The organism is Arthrobacter sp. PGP41, from assembly GCF_002953935.1.
Classification (GTDB): domain Bacteria; phylum Actinomycetota; class Actinomycetes; order Actinomycetales; family Micrococcaceae; genus Arthrobacter.
In genome coordinates, this window is the sequence record NZ_CP026514.1 from 1,207,382 (window position 1) to 1,225,882 (window position 18,501).

The 18,501-nt window shown below is 65.3% G+C and carries 18 protein-coding genes; 13 read left to right on the plus strand and 5 right to left on the minus strand.

All coding sequences use genetic code 11. From position 1 onward, the window contains the following. The first annotated feature begins 4 nt into the window (after positions 1–4). Complete coding sequence (locus C3B78_RS05515) at positions 5–664, plus strand: 2'-5' RNA ligase family protein (RefSeq protein ID WP_234005533.1); 660 nt, start codon at positions 5–7, stop codon at positions 662–664. A 97-nt stretch (positions 665–761) separates the two neighbouring features. Further along, complete coding sequence (locus C3B78_RS05520; protein ID WP_104999655.1) at positions 762–1,811, plus strand: YihY/virulence factor BrkB family protein; 1,050 nt, start codon at positions 762–764, stop codon at positions 1,809–1,811. Here C3B78_RS05520 and C3B78_RS05525 read toward each other — a convergent pair. The 5 genes from C3B78_RS05525 to sdhC form a co-directional block, all read right to left on the minus strand. Continuing rightward, positions 1,768–2,538, minus strand: coding sequence for an alpha/beta hydrolase family protein (locus C3B78_RS05525; protein WP_104997173.1), 771 nt, complete (start codon positions 2,536–2,538; stop codon positions 1,768–1,770). The genes C3B78_RS05520 and C3B78_RS05525 overlap by 44 nt on opposite strands. A 100-nt stretch (positions 2,539–2,638) precedes the next feature. Further along, positions 2,639–3,421 (minus strand): succinate dehydrogenase iron-sulfur subunit, encoded by a 783-nt coding sequence (locus C3B78_RS05530; protein ID WP_104997174.1) that lies wholly within the window; start codon positions 3,419–3,421, stop codon positions 2,639–2,641. 2 nt (positions 3,422–3,423) lie between these two features. Next, positions 3,424–5,223, minus strand: coding sequence for a succinate dehydrogenase flavoprotein subunit (gene sdhA, locus C3B78_RS05535; protein ID WP_104997175.1), 1,800 nt, complete (start codon positions 5,221–5,223; stop codon positions 3,424–3,426). Between the two features lie 108 nt (positions 5,224–5,331). After that, positions 5,332–5,823, minus strand: a complete 492-nt coding sequence (locus C3B78_RS05540) for a succinate dehydrogenase hydrophobic membrane anchor subunit (RefSeq protein ID WP_104997176.1) — start codon at positions 5,821–5,823, stop codon at positions 5,332–5,334. A gap of 3 nt (positions 5,824–5,826) precedes the next feature. Continuing rightward, positions 5,827–6,207, minus strand: a complete 381-nt coding sequence (gene sdhC, locus C3B78_RS05545; RefSeq protein ID WP_104997177.1) for a succinate dehydrogenase, cytochrome b556 subunit — start codon at positions 6,205–6,207, stop codon at positions 5,827–5,829. 284 nt (positions 6,208–6,491) lie between these two features. On the opposite strand from sdhC, the gene C3B78_RS05550 reads away from it, so the two are divergent. The 11 genes from C3B78_RS05550 to C3B78_RS05600 all read left to right on the plus strand — a co-directional run bounded on the left by C3B78_RS05550 (position 6,492) and on the right by C3B78_RS05600 (position 18,500). Continuing rightward, positions 6,492–7,625 (plus strand): mannose-1-phosphate guanylyltransferase, encoded by a 1,134-nt coding sequence (locus C3B78_RS05550; protein ID WP_104997178.1) that lies wholly within the window; start codon positions 6,492–6,494, stop codon positions 7,623–7,625. Between the two features lie 56 nt (positions 7,626–7,681). After that, a complete protein-coding gene (locus C3B78_RS05555; protein ID WP_104997179.1) occupies positions 7,682–8,881 on the plus strand; it encodes an amidohydrolase in 1,200 nt (399 codons plus the stop codon). 105 nt (positions 8,882–8,986) lie between these two features. Further along, a complete protein-coding gene (locus C3B78_RS05560; protein WP_104997180.1) occupies positions 8,987–9,421 on the plus strand; it encodes a MarR family winged helix-turn-helix transcriptional regulator in 435 nt (144 codons plus the stop codon). Positions 9,422–9,470: 49 nt separating this feature from the next. Next, positions 9,471–9,899, plus strand: a complete 429-nt coding sequence (locus C3B78_RS05565) for an organic hydroperoxide resistance protein (protein WP_104997181.1) — start codon at positions 9,471–9,473, stop codon at positions 9,897–9,899. Continuing rightward, on the plus strand, positions 9,896–10,915 hold the full coding sequence (locus tag C3B78_RS05570; RefSeq protein ID WP_104997182.1) for an NADP-dependent oxidoreductase: 1,020 nt from the start codon (positions 9,896–9,898) through the stop codon (positions 10,913–10,915). Before C3B78_RS05565 ends, C3B78_RS05570 begins: the two co-directional genes overlap by 4 nt. A gap of 265 nt (positions 10,916–11,180) precedes the next feature. Continuing rightward, positions 11,181–12,290, plus strand: coding sequence for a BMP family lipoprotein (locus C3B78_RS05575; RefSeq protein ID WP_442778258.1), 1,110 nt, complete (start codon positions 11,181–11,183; stop codon positions 12,288–12,290). A 177-nt stretch (positions 12,291–12,467) separates the two neighbouring features. After that, positions 12,468–14,051, plus strand: a complete 1,584-nt coding sequence (locus C3B78_RS05580) for an ABC transporter ATP-binding protein (protein WP_104997183.1) — start codon at positions 12,468–12,470, stop codon at positions 14,049–14,051. After that, positions 14,044–15,417, plus strand: a complete 1,374-nt coding sequence (locus C3B78_RS05585; protein ID WP_104997184.1) for an ABC transporter permease — start codon at positions 14,044–14,046, stop codon at positions 15,415–15,417. The genes C3B78_RS05580 and C3B78_RS05585 overlap by 8 nt, the downstream gene beginning before the upstream one ends. Further along, positions 15,414–16,736, plus strand: a complete 1,323-nt coding sequence (locus C3B78_RS05590) for an ABC transporter permease (protein WP_104997185.1) — start codon at positions 15,414–15,416, stop codon at positions 16,734–16,736. The genes C3B78_RS05585 and C3B78_RS05590 overlap by 4 nt, the downstream gene beginning before the upstream one ends. Further along, positions 16,723–17,160, plus strand: a complete 438-nt coding sequence (locus tag C3B78_RS05595; RefSeq protein ID WP_104997186.1) for a cytidine deaminase — start codon at positions 16,723–16,725, stop codon at positions 17,158–17,160. Before C3B78_RS05590 ends, C3B78_RS05595 begins: the two co-directional genes overlap by 14 nt. Next, complete coding sequence (locus tag C3B78_RS05600) at positions 17,157–18,500, plus strand: thymidine phosphorylase (RefSeq protein WP_234005534.1); 1,344 nt, start codon at positions 17,157–17,159, stop codon at positions 18,498–18,500. Before C3B78_RS05595 ends, C3B78_RS05600 begins: the two co-directional genes overlap by 4 nt. Position 18,501: the final 1 nt, after the last annotated feature.

Genomic DNA, 18,501 nt, shown 5'->3' on the forward strand with positions numbered 1-18,501 from the left:
CGCTATGTCGTCCAGCAAAGTCACCGCAAGGGAAGGCACCCGTTCCCGCCGGACGGCGGGGACAGCCGCCACCCCCCACGGAGACCCAGCAGATCGTCGCGTTGCGCCGCGCGGTCGCCCATCCCGCACGGAGGACATCAGCGTCGGCGTCATCCTGGGCTTTCCGGCCGAAATCGCGGCGGAGCTGCAGCGTTGGCGGGCTTCCTTCGGTGATCCCCTGGCGGACGTGGTTCCCGCCCACATCACCCTGGTGACCACTACCCCTACGAAGGATTGGGAGGCCACCCGCGAGCACGTGCGGGATGTGGCCCGCCGGCAGAGGCCCTTCACCGTCACCATCGCGGGAACGGGGACCTTCCGTCCGGTCTCCCCGGTGGTGTTCATCAACGTTGAGGACGGCTTCGAAGACTGCGTCGACCTGCACGAAAAGCTCCAGCAGGGTCCCCTGCACCGCGAGTTGCCGTTTGCTTACCACCCCCACGTCACTATCGCCCATGATGTGGCCCCGGAAAGCCTCGACGAAGCCGAAACGGTGCTGCGGAACTACAGTGCCACCTTCCCCGTGGTTAGCATGGGACTTTACGAGCACGATGCCAACGGCATCTGGCAGCTACGGGAAGAGCTGGAATTTGGGACCCAAACTGACAACGACGGCGGCACCTGACTCACGTCCCCCGTTGCGGCACCAGGCGAAATTGCCTGAACAGCAGCCCCTTCCCACCGACCACGCCCACCTGAAGCTCGCGGTCATCCAGAAACGGATGGAGTGGAACAAGGCACGGAGGGCCGGCAAGGGTCCCTTGGCCAGCCTGATGGCCATGGTCCAGTGGCTGCTGGCCCGCCTTAGCGCCCTTCGACCCATGCGCGCCTTCCGGCACTACACACTCCAGCACGGCCCGCTGATGAGCGCCGGCATCGGCTTCAACATGTTTTTCTCCATCACCGGCCTCCTCACCACCGGCTTCTCCATTGCTGGCCTGGTCCTGCGCGGACAGCCGGCGCTCCTGGACACGATCATTAGCAGCGTTGCCCAAAGCGCGCCGGGACTCTTGAAGCTAAACGGGGGCGATGGGCTGGTTGACCCCCAGGACCTGCTGAACCCGGACGGTCTTGGCTGGACCGCCCTGATCGGTGCCGTGGTCACAGTCATCACGTCCTTGGGCTGGATCGCCGGACTTCGGGACGGGCTGCGCGGTGTGCTGGAGTTGCCACCGCTGCTGGTCAATCCCATCCTCCTGAAGCTCCGGGATGCAGGCACCTTGCTGCTGCTTGGCGTGGCCCTGGTGATCAGTGCTGGAGCTTCCCTGGTGTTTGGAACCGCCGCCGGCTGGGTGTCCGACTTCCTGCGCCTCGATGACGCTGTTGCCGGTCCGCTGACCACATCGATCAAGATTGCGGTCCCGCTGGTCCTGAACTGGGCTACCGCGCTCATCATGTTCCGGCTCGCGGGCGGCCTCAAACTGTCCCGCCGGTCCCTGCTTGAGGGCACCATCCTGGCGGCACTGGGCACCACCATATTGCAGATCTTCAGCACCGAGCTGCTGGCCGGGGCAGGGCGCAATCCCATCCTGGCGCCGTTCGCGATCATCATCGGACTGCTGATCTGGTTCAACCTGGTGAGCCAGGTCTACCTCGTCTCAGCCGGCTGGGCCGCCATCCGCGAAGCAGACCTGCACAGCCCCTCTACAGGCCATGACAAGGGCACGTGGGGCGCCCGCCAGGTGCAGCCAGGTAAGGTGCCCGTGCATCCTGATGCGGGCGTCCTGGCTACTGCCCGGCGTCGAGGTACTGGTCGGCCCAGGCAGCAATGATTCGCGCGGCCCTGGCCGCCTGGCCCTTGCCGGTCAGCAGGTGGTCGCTGCCTTCGAGCGACACGAAGTTTCTGGGGTGGCGGGCCGTCTGGAAGATCGTGCTGGCGTTTTCGATTCCCACGGTGTTGTCGGTGGGGGAGTGGAGCACCATCAGCGGTTTGTGAAGCTGTTTGATGCAGTCCGTGAGGTCGGCATTTTCCAGGTCCTCCACGAAGTGCTTGCGGATCTCCACCCTCTTCCCGCCAAGGTCCACTTCTGCGCTGCCTTCACTCAGGATCTTGTCCAGGGCCGCGTCGAAGACATGCGCCACGTGCTTCGGTGAGAATGGCGCACCCACGGTAGCGACGGCGTCGAGCTCTGGAATTTCCCGGGCCGCGGCCAGGACCGCGGCGCCGCCGAAGGAATGGCCCACCAACAGGGAAATCGGCTTCCCTTCGCTGCGCATGAACTCGGCCGCCCGAACAGTATCCGCCACTTTGTGGCTGAACGAGCCGGCGGACCACTCTCCTGCGGAGCCGCCCAGGCCAAGGTTGTCGAACCGGAGCATGCCGACTCCGCTGTCCGCCAGCGCCTTGCACATCCGGGACGCGGACGGGCTGTCCTTTCCCAGCGTGAAACCGTGCGAGAACACTCCCCAGCCCTTGACCGGCCCCTCCGGAACGTCGATGATTCCCGAGAGCATCTCGCCGGTGGAGCCTTCAAAGCTGACTTTTTCGGAGCGGGACATGGTTCACCTTTCAGATACAGCAACGCGGGGTCACTTCCGGCCCAAAAACCAAGGTTTATCGGGCGCGGAGTGACCCCGCGTTGCTCAGGTTCGGTACAGACTAGATCTTGCGGGAGAGAATGGCCTGCTTGACCTCGGCAATTGCCTGCGTCACCTGGATGCCGCGCGGGCATGCCTCCGAGCAGTTGAAGGTGGTGCGGCAGCGCCACACGCCTTCCTTGTCGTTGAGGATCTCCAGGCGCATGTCGCCCGCGTCATCACGTGAATCGAAGATGAAGCGGTGCGCGTTCACGATCGCCGCCGGGCCGAAGTACTGGCCGTCGGTCCAGAAGACCGGGCAGGAGGAGGTGCACGCAGCACACAGGATGCACTTGGTGGTGTCGTCAAAACGCTCACGGTCCTCGGCGGACTGCAGGCGTTCGCGGGTGGGCTCGTGCCCCTTGTTGATGAGGAACGGCATGACCTCGCGGTAGGACTGGAAGAACGGCTCCATGTCCACGATGAGGTCCTTTTCCACCGGCAGGCCCTTGATGGGCTCCACCGTGATGGGCTTGGACGTGTCCAGGTCCTTGAGGAGCGTCTTGCAGGCAAGGCGGTTCCGGCCGTTAATGCGCATGGCATCGGAGCCGCACACACCGTGGGCGCAGGAGCGGCGGAAGGAAAGCGTGCCGTCCGTTTCCCACTTGACCTTGTGCAGGGCGTCCAGGACACGGTCCGTGCCGTACATGGTCAGGTGGAAGTCGTCCCACGTGGCTTCCTCGGAGACCTCCGGGTTGTACCGGCGGACGCGCAGGTGCACATCGAACGTGGGGATCTCGCCGCCACCGCCGACGCCGGCAGGCAGTTCAATCTTTGAGGCTGGCTCAGCGATTTCAGCGGTCATCTTTAGTACTTCCTCACCATCGGCTCGTAGCGGGTAAAGACGACCGGCTTGGTGGCCAGGCGGATGCCGGCAATTGACTCAGCCGATCCGTCCGCCGGGGCGTGGTCATCCTTGTACGCCATGGAGTGCTTCATGAATTTCTCGTCGTTGCGGTCCGGGAAGTCCTCGCGGAAGTGTCCGCCGCGGGATTCCTCGCGGTAGAGGGCGGCCACGGTCATCACCTTGGCCAGTTCCAGCAGGAAGCCGAGTTCCACCGCCTCGAGCAGGTCAAGGTTGAAGCGCTTGCCCTTGTCCTGGACGTTGATCCGCTTGTACCGCTCCTCGAAGGAAGCGATGTCGCGGAGGACCTGGTTCAGCGTCTCCGCAGTGCGGAACACCTGCATGTTGGCGTCCATGGTGTCCTGGAGTTCCTTGCGGATCACGGCCACCTTCTCGTCTCCGCTGCCGTTGCGCGCAATGTCCAGCAGTTCGGTGGTGTACGCCAGCGGGTTTTCCGGCAGTTCCACGAAGTCGGCCGTCTTGGCGTATTCTGCCGCGGCGATGCCGGCACGCTTGCCGAACACGTTGATGTCCAGCAGCGAGTTGGTGCCAAGGCGGTTGGAGCCGTGAACGGACACGCACGCAACCTCGCCGGCTGCATACAGGCCGGGGACCACGGTGTCATTGTCCTGCAGGACCTCGGTGGTGATGTTGGTGGGGATGCCGCCCATGGCGTAATGCGCGGTGGGGAACACCGGGACGGGCTCCGTGTACGGCTCCACACCCAGGTACGTGCGGGCGAACTCGGTGATGTCCGGGAGCTTGGCATCGATGTGCGCGGGCTCCAGGTGGGTCAGGTCCAGGAGGACGTAGTCCTTGTTCGGTCCGCAGCCGCGGCCTTCGCGGACCTCGTTGGCCATGGAGCGCGCAACGATGTCGCGGGGCGCCAGGTCCTTGATGGTGGGGGCGTAACGCTCCATGAAGCGCTCACCCTCGGAGTTGCGCAGGATGGCACCCTCACCGCGGGCGGCCTCGGAAAGGAGGATGCCCAGGCCGGCAAGGCCGGTCGGGTGGAACTGGAAGAACTCCATGTCCTCCAGGGGGATGCCGCGGCGGAAGGCGATGCCCATGCCGTCGCCGGTAAGGGTGTGCGCGTTGGAAGTGGTCTTGAAGACCTTGCCGGCGCCGCCGGAGGCGAACACCACGGACTTGGCCTGGAAGACGTGCAGTTCGCCCGAGGCGAGGTCGTAGGAGACGACGCCGGCAACGCGCTTCTGCTTGTAGGGGGTACCGTCCGCGCGGACAGCGTCCTCTTCGACAGTCAGCAGGTCCAGGACGTAGTACTCGTTGTAGAACTCAACGTTGTGCTTGACGCAGTTCTGGTACAGGGTCTGCAGGATCATGTGGCCGGTGCGGTCCGCGGCGTAGCAGGCGCGGCGGACGGGTGCCTTGCCGTGGTCGCGGGTGTGCCCGCCGAACCGGCGCTGGTCAATCCGGCCTTCGGGCGTGCGGTTGAACGGCAGGCCCATCTTTTCAAGGTCAAGCACGGCGTCGATGGCCTCCTTGGCCATGACCTCAGCGGCGTCCTGGTCAACCAGGTAGTCGCCGCCCTTAATGGTGTCGAACGTGTGCCACTCCCAGTTGTCTTCCTCGACATTGGCAAGGGCCGCACACATGCCACCCTGCGCCGCACCGGTGTGCGAGCGGGTGGGGTAGAGCTTGGTCAGTACTGCTGTGCGCGCGCGCTGACCGGATTCGATCGCGGCGCGCATGCCAGCGCCACCGGCACCGACGATGACGACGTCGTACTTATGGACCTGCATACCAGACGCTCTTTCTCTCAAAATTCGCAATAAAACAACGGGCGGGCGTTGCCTGCGCCGCAAAACAGGGCCCGCGGTTGTACCCGCGGGCCCGGGGTGGTGCCGGTGCTAGGCAGGGCAGAATCCGCCGGGCAGGGGCACGCCGTCGACGACGGGGCAAGGGTTGAAGGTGAAAATCACCAGGGTGCCCAGGACGATGATGACGACGGTGGCCGAGTAGAGGACCGTCTTCAGCCAGCGGCGGGTTGAGTCCTTTTCGGCGTAGTCGTTAATGATGGTGCGGACGCCGTTGGTTCCGTGCAGCATGGCCAGCCACAGCATGGCGAGGTCCCAGAACTGCCAGAACGGGTCGGCCCACTTGCCGGCCACGAATCCGAAATCGATGGCGTGGATGCCCTCGCCCACCAGGAGGTTTACGAAGAGGTGCCCGAAAATCAGGACTACAAGGACCACGCCGGAGAGCCGCATGAAGAGCCATGCGATCATCTCGAAGTTGCCCTTGCTCCCGCCGTGGCGGCGGTATTGCGGGGCGATCCGCCCGCTCATGTTTTGTCCACTGCTGTTTCGTCCACTGCGTGGGCTTTCGATGGTTGCACTCATGGCTTAGTGACCTCCGAGGGCGAGGGAGAGGTGGCGGATGGAGAAAGCGACCATGGTGACAAGCCAGAGGGCCAGGACCGCCCACAGCATCTGCCGCTGGTACTTGGCGCCCTTCTTCCAGAAGTCAACCGCAATGATCCGCAGGCCGTTGAAGGCGTGGAAGACAATGGCGGCAACAAGGCCCGTTTCGCCCAGGGCCATGAGGGGGTTCTTGTAGGCACCGATCACGGTGGTGTAGGCCTCGGGAGACACGCGCACCAAGGAGGTGTCCAAAACGTGAACCAACAAGAAGAAAAAGATCACTACACCGGTAATACGGTGTCCTACCCAAGACCACATGCCTTCACGGCCGCGGTACAAGGTGCCAGCTGGTTTTGTCGGCACTGATAAACCTCCCTGCAACACAGCGGCGCTGGCATGAGATCCACGCGGGGGGAACGCCTGCTGCGAGAGCACTCGTAGCTCAGGCCTAAATCTAGGCTTCGCTGACAGCTTATTCAATTTAGGAGTTCCTTGGTGACCAGCAGCGGCGCGGATCCCACGAAATTTTGAGACAAAGGACACACTCGCCGCGGCCAGTGCCGGGCATGGCTGCCAGACTGCCGTCCCGCAGGGGCCTGAACCGCTTAAGGGAGGGCGCAGTGACCGTTCCGCTAAAGTAGGCGTTGATGAGTACAGACAAAGTGACAAGCCCGGCATCACCCCTTGACCGCTTCATCGCGGTGATCCCGGCCGGCGGCGTGGGGACCCGCCTCTGGCCCCTGTCACGCGCCGCAGCTCCCAAGTTCCTGCACGACCTCACCGGCTCGGGCAGCACGCTGTTGCGTGCCACCTATGACCGGCTGCACCCGCTTGCCGGAAGCAAGGTGCTGGTGGTCACCGGCAAGGCCCACCGGGATGCGGTGTGCCGGCAGCTTCCGGAGCTCGAGGATTCGGATCTCGTCCTCGAGTCCGAGCCAAAGGATTCCGCGGCAGCAATCGGCCTTGCCGCCGCGATCCTGCATGAGCGCGACCCCGACACGATCATGGGTTCCTTCGCTGCGGACCAGGTGATCAGCCCGGACCACCTCTTCCAGGAGGCGGTCCGCGAGGCAATCCACACGGCGGCTGCCGGCAAGATCGTGACCATCGGCATCAAGCCCACCCACCCGTCCACGGGATTCGGCTACATCCGCTCCGGCCAGGCCCTTCACATCGAAGGCGCTCCGAGCGCCCAGGACGTGGTGGAGTTCGTCGAGAAGCCGGACGAACAGGTGGCCCAGCAGTACGTGGACAGCGGCAACTACGTATGGAACGCGGGCATGTTCGTGGCGCCCGTGGCGCTGCTGCTCAAGCACCTGGAAGCCAACCAGCCCGAACTGTTCGGCGGCCTGCAGGAAATCGCACGGGCCTGGGATACCCCTGAGCGGGACGAGGTCACCGCCCGCGTCTGGCCCACCTTGCCGAAGATCGCCATTGACTACGCGGTGGCCGAGCCTGCCGCCGAAGCCGGGGACGTCGCCGTCGTGCCTGGTTCCTTCCGCTGGGACGACGTCGGCGACTTCGCCTCCGTGGGCCGGCTCAACAGTGCCAAGGAAGTTGACGACGTCACGGTGCTGGGGGAAGGTGCGCGCGTCTTCACCGAAAACTCCAGCGGTGTGGTGGTCACCGACACCAAGCGCGTGATCGCCCTGATCGGGATCCAGGACGTGGTCATCGTGGACACGCCGGACGCGCTGCTGGTAACCACCATGGCCAATTCCCAGCGGGTCAAGGCTGCCGTCGACGCCCTCAAGGCGAGCGGGGATACCGACGTCCTCTGATGTAACGCGGCGACCGTGATGGCCGCTAATGCCGACACCCTCGCTAGAGTGAAGCAGTGCGCAATTACACTACTGAAGCCGAGCCCACCGCCCTGGTGGCTCCGTGGCTCGAGCCGCTCCTGCCGGAACTGATCGACTTCCGCAGGGACCTGCACGCACACCCGGAACTCTCCTTCAAGGAATTCCGCACCACGGACAAGCTCGCTGAGCGGCTTGAAGCTGCGGGCCTCACGCCGCGCCGCCTGGAGGGCACCGGCCTCACGGTGGATGTGGGGGAGGGACCCATTGCCACTGCACTGCGCGGCGACATCGATGCCCTGCCCATCATCGAGGAGACCGGCCTGCCGTTCGCTTCGAAGAACCACGGCGTGACCCACGCCTGCGGCCACGATGTCCACACCACCACCATGCTGGGCATCGCCCTGGTGCTGCACCGGATGCACCAGGACGAGCCGCTCGGCGCCACCGTCCGCATCATCTTCCAGCCGGCTGAGGAAACCATGCCCGGCGGGGCCCACGCCTGCATTGAACAGGGCGTCCTGGACGGCGTGCCGAGGATCCTGGCTCTGCACTGTGACCCCCGGATCGACGTGGGCAAGATCGGGACGCGCATCGGCGCCATCACGTCAGCGTCCGACACCATCCGCATTGAACTGTCCGGCCGTGGCGGACACACGTCCCGCCCGCACCTGACCGAGGAACTCGTGTTCGCCCTGGCCCAGATTGCGGTCAACGTTCCCGCCGTCCTCTCTCGCCGGGTGGATGTCCGTAGCGGGGTGTCCGTGGTGTGGGGGCAGATCTCCGCGGGTTCGGCACCCAACGCGATTCCCGGCACCGGCTACATGGCGGGCACTATGCGGTGCCTGGACCGGGACGCCTGGCACGAGGCCGGCGAACTCCTGGACGAGGTGGTCCACCAGGTGGCCGCGCCCTATGGCGTGGACGTGCGGCTGGAGCACACCAGGGGAGTGCCGCCGGTAGTGAACTCGGAGCACGAGACGGCCATCATCGAAGCGGCGGCACGCGCCGAAATCGGGGAAAGCGCCGTGGTCCTGACCCCGCAGTCCATGGGCGGCGAGGACTTCGCCTGGTTCCTTGCCGAACTCCCCGGAGCCATGATGCGCCTGGGGACCAAGACTCCCGGCGGCGAGGAATACGACCTGCACCGCGGGGATTACATCGTGGACGAGCGGGCCCTCGGGCTGGGCATCCGCGTTCTCACTGCAGCGGCGCTGCGCACCATCCGCGACCTGTAATCCGGAGGCGGCAGCCGCCGTCGTACTTTCCCGGCACGCAGGGCAACCGCCTGCCCTGGCACAAGTAAGTTGTGCACAACTTATTGGTGCCCTATCGTTGGACTCATGACTAATGCCCCCCGGCTGGACCGCCAGGTTTGTTTTGCGCTCTATTCGGCCTCCCGGGCCGCAACCGCCGTTTACCGCCCGGTCCTCGAGGAGCTGGGACTGACCTATCCGCAGTACCTGGTGATGCTGGTGCTGTGGGAAAACGAGCCGCGTGGCGTGAAGGAGATCGGCGAGGAGCTCGGGCTGGACTCGGGCACCCTTTCGCCGCTGTTGAAGCGGCTGGAAGCACTGGGGCTGGTTGAGCGCCGCCGCTCGGGCGAGGATGAGCGGCGCGTGGCCATCCATCTCACCCCCGCCGGGCGGGAGCTAAGCGCCAAAGCGGGCGCCATCCCGCAGCGTCTCGCCCAGGCCGCGGGGCTTACCGCCGCGGAACTGGATCAGCTGCGCAGCACGCTGGGCCGGTTGACGGACGCCCTTCACAAGGCGCACTGACAGCCCGGTCAAAAGAACTTATTCAACCCCTACAGGACGGATACCACCCGTGAAATCTCTTTACACTGCCGAGGCGCTTGCCTCGGGTGAAGGCCGCGACGGCACCGCGCGCACCAGCGATGGCAAGCTCGAGGTCAGCCTCGCCAGCCCCGTGGAGCTCGGCGGAACGGGTCAGGGCACCAATCCGGAGCAGCTCTTCGCCGCCGGCTACGCCGCATGCTTCCACTCGGCACTCCGGCTGGTGGGCCGCAAGGAACGCGCCGACCTGACGGATTCCGCAGTCGCCGCCAAGGTGCACCTGGGCCAGCTGGACGGCGCCGGTTTCGGACTCGCTGCTGAACTGGAGGTGGCGCTCCCTGCCCTTGACCTGGCAGCGGCCGAGGCGCTTGTGGCCAAGGCGCACGAAATCTGCCCCTACTCCAACGCCACCCGCGGCAACATCAGTGTGGACATCAGGGTCATGGAGTACGCCGCATGAGCGCCGGAACCCTGCCCGCCAGCACCCGCGAAATCCAGCTGGCCTCCCGCCCGGTGGGCCGGCCCGCGCCGGAGAATTTCCGACTGGCTGAATCCCGGCTGCCCGAACTCCGTGACGGCGAGGTCCTGGTGCGGAACCTCTTCATGTCCGTGGACCCCTACATGCGGGGGCGCATGAATGACGTGAAGTCCTATTCAGCGCCGTTCGCCCTGGATGAAGCGCTCGACGGCGGCGCGGTGGGTGAGGTGGTCGCGTCCCGTTCCAATGAGCGCAAGGAGGGGGACGTCGTCGTGCATTCCCTCGGCTGGCGGGACTACGCGGTGGTAGCTGCGGCAGCCACGAAAACTGCCCGCACGGACCTGGCGCCTGCGTCAGCGTTCCTCGGCGCCCTGGGCATGACCGGCCTGACCGCCTACGCCGGGCTGCTCAAGGTCGCCCAATTCGCTCCGGGAGACGCCGTCTTCGTCTCCGGCGCCGCAGGGGCAGTCGGTTCGCTCGTAGGACAGATCGCAAAGGCAATGGGCGCTTCCCGCGTCATCGGCTCGGCAGGTTCCCCGGCCAAGGTGGCACGGCTCCTGGAGTTGGGCTTCGACGCCGCCTTCGACTACCACGACGGGCCCGTACGCGGCCAACTGGAGCAGGCCGCCGGCCCCGGCGGCATTGATGTCTACTTCGACAACGTGGGCGGAGAGCACCTGGAGGCGGCACTGGCCGTCCTCAACGTGGGCGGGCGGGTGGCGCTGTGCGGGGCCATAGCCCAGTACAACTCCACCGAACCAACGCCTGCGCCCCGCAACCTGATGCTTGCAATCGGCAAGCAGCTCACGCTCAGGGGGTTCCTGGTGGGCGGCCAGCGGCAACACGCCGCGGAGTTCGCCGGGAAGATGGCGGGCTGGCTGGCCGACGGCACCGTCCGGTATGACGAGACGATCGTGGACGGGCTGGAGAACGCCCCGCAGGCGTTCATGGACCTCCTGGACGGGGCGAACACCGGAAAGATGCTGGTCCGCCTTTAGCCGGCCGCCGCTTACGGCGGCCGTCATCAAGCGGCAGGGGCGCCGCTACCCGGTGGCGCCCCCTACTGGTTGGTAACAACTTGTAAACAATCTTCGGGATACCCTGCGGCTGTGCTACCGGACGTGGCGCGGGCCACTAAAGTGGGTGCCATCAGTGCGCTCCGGCGCAGTGCTGCGTGCCCTCAGTGACAACAGAATTTCAGTGCAGAAACGGACACTCATTGAATTCGAGCCGTAGCGCCACTCTCTTCATCCTGGAGGAAAATTGAAGAAATCACTGCGTGAAAGTTTCAAGCGCGGTTCAATGGCCGGCGTGGCTACGCTCGGTGCTTCGGCGCTCGTGCTGACCGCCTGTGGCGCAGCCCCCGAAGCCGGAAGCACCCCAACTGCAGGAGCCAGCGACTACACCGGCTGCATCGTTTCCGACTCCGGCGGGTTCGATGACCAGTCCTTCAACCAATCCTCCTACGAGGGCCTCAAGAAGGCCGAGAAGGACCTGGGCATCAAAGTCAACCAGGTGGAGTCGAAGACCAACAACGACTTCGAACCCAACCTCAGGGCGATGGTCACGGCCGGCTGCGACCTCACCGTCACCGTAGGCTTCCTGCTCGGCGATGCCACCAAGACGCACGCTACCGCCAATCCGGACAGCCATTTCGCCATCGTCGACTTTGGCTACGCAACGCCGATCAGCAACGTCAAGCCGATCATCTACGACACCGCCCAGGCTGCCTTCCTCGCCGGCTACCTCGCCGCGGGAACCACCAAGACCGGAACAGTTGCCACCTTCGGCGGCATCAAGCTCCCCACCGTCACCATCTTCATGGACGGCTATGCGGACGGCGTGAAGTACTACAACGAGAAGAAGGGCAAGGACGTCAAGCTCCTTGGCTGGAACAAGGAAGCCCAGGACGGCAGCTTCACCGGCGACTTCGAGAAACAGGACGTCGGAAAGCAGCTCACCCAGAACTTCCTGGACCAGGGCGCGGACATCGTGATGCCCGTGGCCGGTCCGGTGGGCAAGGGCGCAGGCTCCGCGCTGAAGGAGGCCAAGGCCGCCGGCAAGGACGTCAAGCTCATCTGGGTTGACTCCGATGGCTACCTTACCGCTCCTGACTACAAGGACATCATGCTCTCCTCGGTCATGAAGCAGATGGGCGACGCCGTTGAGGCAGTCGTCAAGGAGGACAAGGAAGGCAAGTTCAGCAACACGCCGTACGTTGGCACCCTGGCCAACGAGGGCGTTCAGCTGGCCCCGTTCCACGACCTCGACTCCCAGGTCCCCGCCGAACTGAAGTCCGAACTGGACCAGATCAAGAAGGACATCATCGACGGGAAACTGAAGGTCGAGTCCGCGGCAAGCCCCAAGGCCTGACCCCGCCTGAGCGCCACCCCCGGCCGGTTACCGACTGGCCGGGCGGTGGCGCTTTTTTGCTGGCTGCCCCTACCCGGCCGCAGCCTGCCTTTCCCATGACTGCACCCACTAGGCTTGGTGCTGCAGCCACATATCCCGTCCAGTTGATCACTGGACGCTTCGAGATTGGTCAGAGTTTTGAAACTTGAACTCAGAGGGATCACTAAACGCTTTGGCACCCTGGTGGCGAACGACCACATCAACGTGGTGGTGGAATCCGGGCAGATCCACTGCCTGCTGGGTGAGAACGGGGCCGGAAAATCCACCCTCATGAATGTTCTGTACGGGCTCTACGAGCCGTCGGAGGGCGAGATCCTCGTTGACGGCAAGCCTGTTTCCTTCCGTGGACCGGGAGACGCCATGGCGGCAGGGATCGGGATGGTGCACCAGCACTTCATGCTGGTTCCCGTCTTCACCGTCGCCGAGAACGTGGCGTTGGGCGCCGAGCCCACCAAGGCCGCCGGCTTCCTCAACCTGGACGAAACGCGCCGCCGGATCAAGGAGATCTCGGACCAGTACGGCTTCGACGTGGACCCGGACGCACTGGTGGAGGACCTGCCGGTGGGCGTCCAGCAGCGCGTGGAGATCATCAAGGCGTTGGTGCGCAATGCCAGGGTCCTCATCCTGGACGAACCCACTGCCGTCCTGACCCCGCAGGAAACGGACGAACTGCTGGACATCATGCGCCAGCTCAAGTCCGGCGGAACGTCCATTGTCTTCATTTCCCACAAGCTGCGGGAAGTGAAAGCAGTCTCGGACACTATTACGGTAATCCGCCGCGGCAAGGTGGTGGGGACGGCTGACCCTGCGGCATCCACTACCGAACTGGCATCCATGATGGTGGGCCGTGCCGTCAACCTCAAACTGGATAAAGCCCCGGCCCGGCCGAAGGAAAAGACGTTCGAGGTCCGGGACCTCACCGTCATCGCTCCCAACGGCCAGCACGTCGTGGACGGCCTGAGTTTTGAAATAGCCAGGGGCGAGATCCTTGCAATTGCGGGCGTCCAGGGGAATGGCCAAACCGAGCTGACGGAGGCGATCCTCGGCCTGCAGGACCGGGTACACGGTTCCATCCTGCTGGATGGGCGGGAGCTCGTGGGCCGCAGCGTCAAGGAGGTGCTGAACGCAGGAGTGGGCTTCGTGCCCGAGGACCGCTCCGTTGACGGCCTTATCGGCACTTTCTCCATTGCCGAGAACCTGATCCTGGACCGGTACGATCAGGCCCCCTTTGCAAAGGGCATCAGCATGAGCCCTGCCAAGGTGCTGGAAAACGCCACTACCCGGATCGAAGAGTTTGATGTCCGGACCCCTTCAGGAGCCCTTGCCGCCGGAACGCTTTCCGGCGGCAACCAGCAGAAAGTGGTGATGGCCCGCGAGCTGTCCCGTCCGCTGCGCCTGTTCATCGCCTCCCAGCCCACCCGCGGCGTTGACGTGGGATCCATCGAATTCCTTCACAAGCGGATTGTGGCTGAACGGGACCAGGGCACTCCCGTCATGATCGTCTCCACCGAACTTGACGAGGTGATGGAACTGGCCGACAGGATCGCCGTGCTCTACAAGGGCAAATTGGTGGGCGTGGTTCCGGCAGGAACCAGCCGCGACGTCCTGGGCCTCATGATGGCGGGCATCCCGCCGGAGGAACATACGGCCCCAACGGGCAGTGATCAGGGCCCCGCCACCACGGCTTCCGTATCCGACGCCGAAGGAGGCGACCATGTCTGACACGCATCCCCCCAAGCACGCGGCCGGCGAGCCTGGCCCTGAAGCGCAGGAGCCCGCTGCCTCGGAGGACCGGACGGCCGCCGTCGTCGCGGTTGATACCGCAGGCGGGGTCATGGAACCGTCCGCCGTTCCGGCCACCGCCCAAAGCGGGAAGATCCCCGGCGGGCCCGACACCCTGCTCCGCAAGATCTTCACCGGCAGCGGCATGGTCTCCGTCCTGGCGGTCCTGCTTGCCCTCATCATCGGCGGGCTGCTGATCGCCAGCACCGACAAGCAGGTGGCCACCACCTCCACGTACTTCTTCGCCCGGCCCACCGACTTCCTGTCCGCCGTCTGGAACGCAGCCACGCGTTCCTATGTAGCCCTGTTCCAAGGCTCGGTCTTCAACCCCCGAGGCAACAGCGTTGCCGCCCAGTTCGCGCCGTTCATGGAGACCCTCACCATCGCCACCCCTCTCATCACGGCCGGCCTGGGCGTAGCACTGGCCTTCCGCGCGGGGCTGTTCAACATTGGCGCCCAAGGCCAGATCATCGTGGCCGGCATCCTGGCCGCCTGGGTGGGTTTCGCGCTCGACCTTCCCGTGGGCCTGCACCTGCTCCTGGTCCTGGTGGCCGGCATTATCGGCGGTGCCTTCTGGGGCGGACTCGTCGGACTCCTCAAGGCCCGCACGGGGGCCCACGAAGTCATCCTGACCATCATGTTCAACTACATCGCGCTGTACTTCCTGCGGTACCTGCTGAACACCCCGGCGTTCCAGCGGCCGGGGGAGTCGAACCCCATCTCGCCCATCCTGGACCCCACGGCTGTCTACCCGCAGATCTTCGGCACCCAGTACCGGCTCCACCTCGGCTTCCTCCTGGCCATAGCCACCACTGTCCTGGTCTGGTGGCTCCTGAACCGCTCCACCGTGGGCTTCGAATTCCGCGCAGTAGGCGCGAACCCCAAGGCGGCGCAGACGGCGGGCATCAACGTGTCCCGCTCCACCATCCTGGTGATGGCCCTCGCCGGAGGGCTGGCGGGCATGTCCGGCGTCGCCCAGGTGGCCGGCACCGAGAAGGTCCTCACCGACGGCGTTGCCGCCACCTATGGCTTCGACGCCATCACAGTGGCCCTGCTGGGGCGTTCGACGCCGTGGGGCACCTTCGCGGCCGGCCTGCTGTTCGGCGCCTTCCGGGCCGGGGCGGTCCAGATGCAGATCCAGACCGGCACGCCCATCGACATCGTCCTGGTGGTCCAGTCCCTGATCGTGCTCTTCATCGCGGCACCGCCACTCGTCAGGGCCGTGTTCGGACTCAATCCCAGGCGCAGGAAACCGGCCAAAGCCGGCAAGTCCCGTAAGGCAGCAACCACCGGAGGTGCAGCATGAGCACAACAGTTTCCTCGCCCCGCTCCGGAAAACCGCAGCCGGAGGATGCCTCAACGAAGGCAGGCTCCGCCGTCTCCACCAAACCCGTCAGCTGGCGGACGCCGGCGATGCTTACGGCTTTCGGCCTGATCGCATTGGTGTTCTTTGGCCTGATGGCCCCTAACCAGACTGCCAGCTTTGGCATTTCCACGGGGGAAGACTTCTTCCAGCTGCCGGCCCTGGCGGTCAACGCGGCCGCCGGCGGCATTGTGCTGTCCATCCTCCTGCTGGGCCTCGCTGCCTATGCGGTGTACCTCAAGACCAAGGGCATGCCGGCCCCGGGCTGGCTGACGGTGACCTTCATCGTCCTGTTCACGGCCGCGTTCCTCATCTGGGTGGTGGGCGGCGCCCGGACCCCGAACATTTCGCTGGCCGGCCTCATCGCCGGCTCCGTGACCCTCGCCGTTCCGCTGGTATTCGGATCACTGTCCGGCGTCCTCTGCGAGCGGGTGGGCGTGGTGAACATCGCCATTGAGGGCCAACTGCTCGGCGGTGCGTTCACCGCCGCCATTGTGGCCAGCATGACGCAGAACCCCTTCATCGGCCTGCTGGCCGCCGCCGTGGCCGGTGCCGTGGTGTCCATGGTCCTGGCTCTTTTCAGCATCAAGTACCTGGTGAACCAGATCATCGTCGGCGTGGTCCTGAATGTGCTGGTTTCGGGCCTGACCGGGTTTCTGTTCAGCACGGTGATGCAGGCCAACAAGGCGCAGTTCAACTCGCCGCCGGGGCTGGACATCATCGAAATCCCCGTCCTTTCCAGCATCCCCGTCATCGGCCCCATTCTCTTCCGGCAGTCACTGGTGGGCTACCTCATGTACGTCGCCGTCCTGGTGGTCTGGGTGGGCCTGTTCAAGACGCGCTGGGGCCTGCGGGTGCGCGCCGTGGGCGAACACCCGCAGGCCGCCGACACCCTGGGCATCAACGTGAATGCCACCCGGTTCTGGAACGTCACCCTTGGCGGTGCCGTGGCAGGCATCGGCGGTTCCTTCTTCACCTTGGTGGCCATCGACAGCTTTACCAAAGAGATCTCCGGCGGCCGCGGCTTCATCGCCCTGGCAGCCCTGATCTTTGGCCGGTGGAACCCGATCGGAGCGTTCTTCGCAGCGCTCCTGTTCGGGTTCGCGGACAACCTCCAGAGCATCGTCACGATCATCGGCACGCCGGTTCCAAGCCAGTTCATGGCCATGCTCCCTTACCTGGTCACGGTCCTTGCGGTGGCCGGTCTGGTGGGCAAATCCCGGGGACCGGCGGCCAGCGGCATCCCCTATGTCAAGGGCTGACGTCGTGGACGGCACTGCGGGCGCACCAAGGCCGGTTGACTGGGCTGCGCTGGAGGCATCCGCCGTCGCCGCCATGCGCCACGCCTACGTTCCCTATTCGAAATTCCCGGTGGGAGCGGCGGCACTGACCGACGACGGACGCATCGTCAGTGGCTGCAATGTAGAAAACGCCAGCTACGGCCTTACCCTCTGCGCCGAGTGCGCGCTGGTGGGCAACCTGCACATGACCGGCGGCGGGCTGCTCCGGGCGTTCTACTGCGTGGACGGCAGCGGCAACATCCTCATGCCGTGCGGACGCTGCCGCCAGCTGCTGTACGAATTCCGCGCCCCGGATATGGAGCTCATGACTACCCAAGGCATCAAGTCCATGGACCAGGTGTTGCCTGACGCCTTCGGTCCCGAACACCTGAAGGAAACACAGTGACTCATAAGGTGACAGAGACCCGCGCAGTGGACAACACTGCGGAACCCTTCGACGCCGTCGACATCATCCGCGTGAAGCGGGACAAGGGCACGCTCAGCCCGGAACAGATCGACTGGACCATTGATGCTTACACCCGCGGCGCCATCGCGGACGAGCAGATGGCAGCCCTGAACATGGCCATCCTGCTCAACGGCATGGACCGCACCGAGATCGCCCGGTGGACCGCTGCGATGATCGCGTCCGGTGAACGGATGGACTTCTCCAGCCTCCGCCGGCCTGACGGCGGCCTGAAGTACACGTCGGACAAGCATTCCACGGGCGGCGTGGGGGACAAGATCACCCTGCCGCTCGCGCCATTGGTTGCGGTTTTCGGGGTCGCCGTACCGCAGCTCTCCGGCCGGGGCCTTGGCCACACCGGCGGCACCCTGGACAAGCTTGAATCCATCCCTGGCTGGCGTGCCTCCCTCAGCAATGAGGAAATCCTGGCCCAGCTCCAGGACGTGGGCGCCGTGATCTGCGCCGCCGGCGCCGGCCTGGCTCCTGCGGACAGGAAACTGTATGCACTGCGGGACGTCACCGGCACGGTTGAAGCCATTCCCTTGATTGCCTCCTCCATCATGAGCAAGAAAATCGCGGAAGGGACCGGCTCCCTGGTCCTGGACGTCAAGGTGGGCAGTGGCGCCTTCATGAAGGATGAGGCCAATGCCCGGGAGCTTGCCGAGACCATGGTGGCGCTGGGCAAGGACGCGGGAGTGAACACCGTGGCGCTGCTCACCAACATGAATACTCCGCTGGGACTGACCGCGGGCAACGCCATCGAGGTCGAAGAATCCGTGGAGGTGCTTGCCGGCGGCGGCCCGGAGGATGTGGTGGAGCTGACCGTCAGGCTCGCCGAGGAAATGCTGGCCTCTGCGGGAGTGAACGACGCCGATCCGGCCGCCGCCCTCAGGGACGGCCGTGCCATGGATGTCTGGAACCGCATGATCGCGGCCCAGGGCGGCGATCCGCGGGCCAAACTCCCGGCGGCCCGGGAATCCGAGGTGGTCTACGCCCCGGCGGACGGGGTGCTCGTGGAACTTGATGCCCTGGCCGTCGGTGTTGCGGCGTGGCGCCTGGGTGCCGGCCGTGCCCGCAAGGAGGACGCCGTGCAGGCCGGCGCCGGGGTCCGCATGCACGCCAAGCCCGGCGCCGTGGTCCGGGCCGGCGAGCCCCTGATGACGCTGCTCACGGACACCCCCGAACGGTTCGCGCGGGCCAGGGAAGCCCTGGAGCACGCAGTGGTCATTGCGCCCGAGGGATCGCGGCCGGCGCAGCGGCTGATCATCGACCGAATAGCATAGG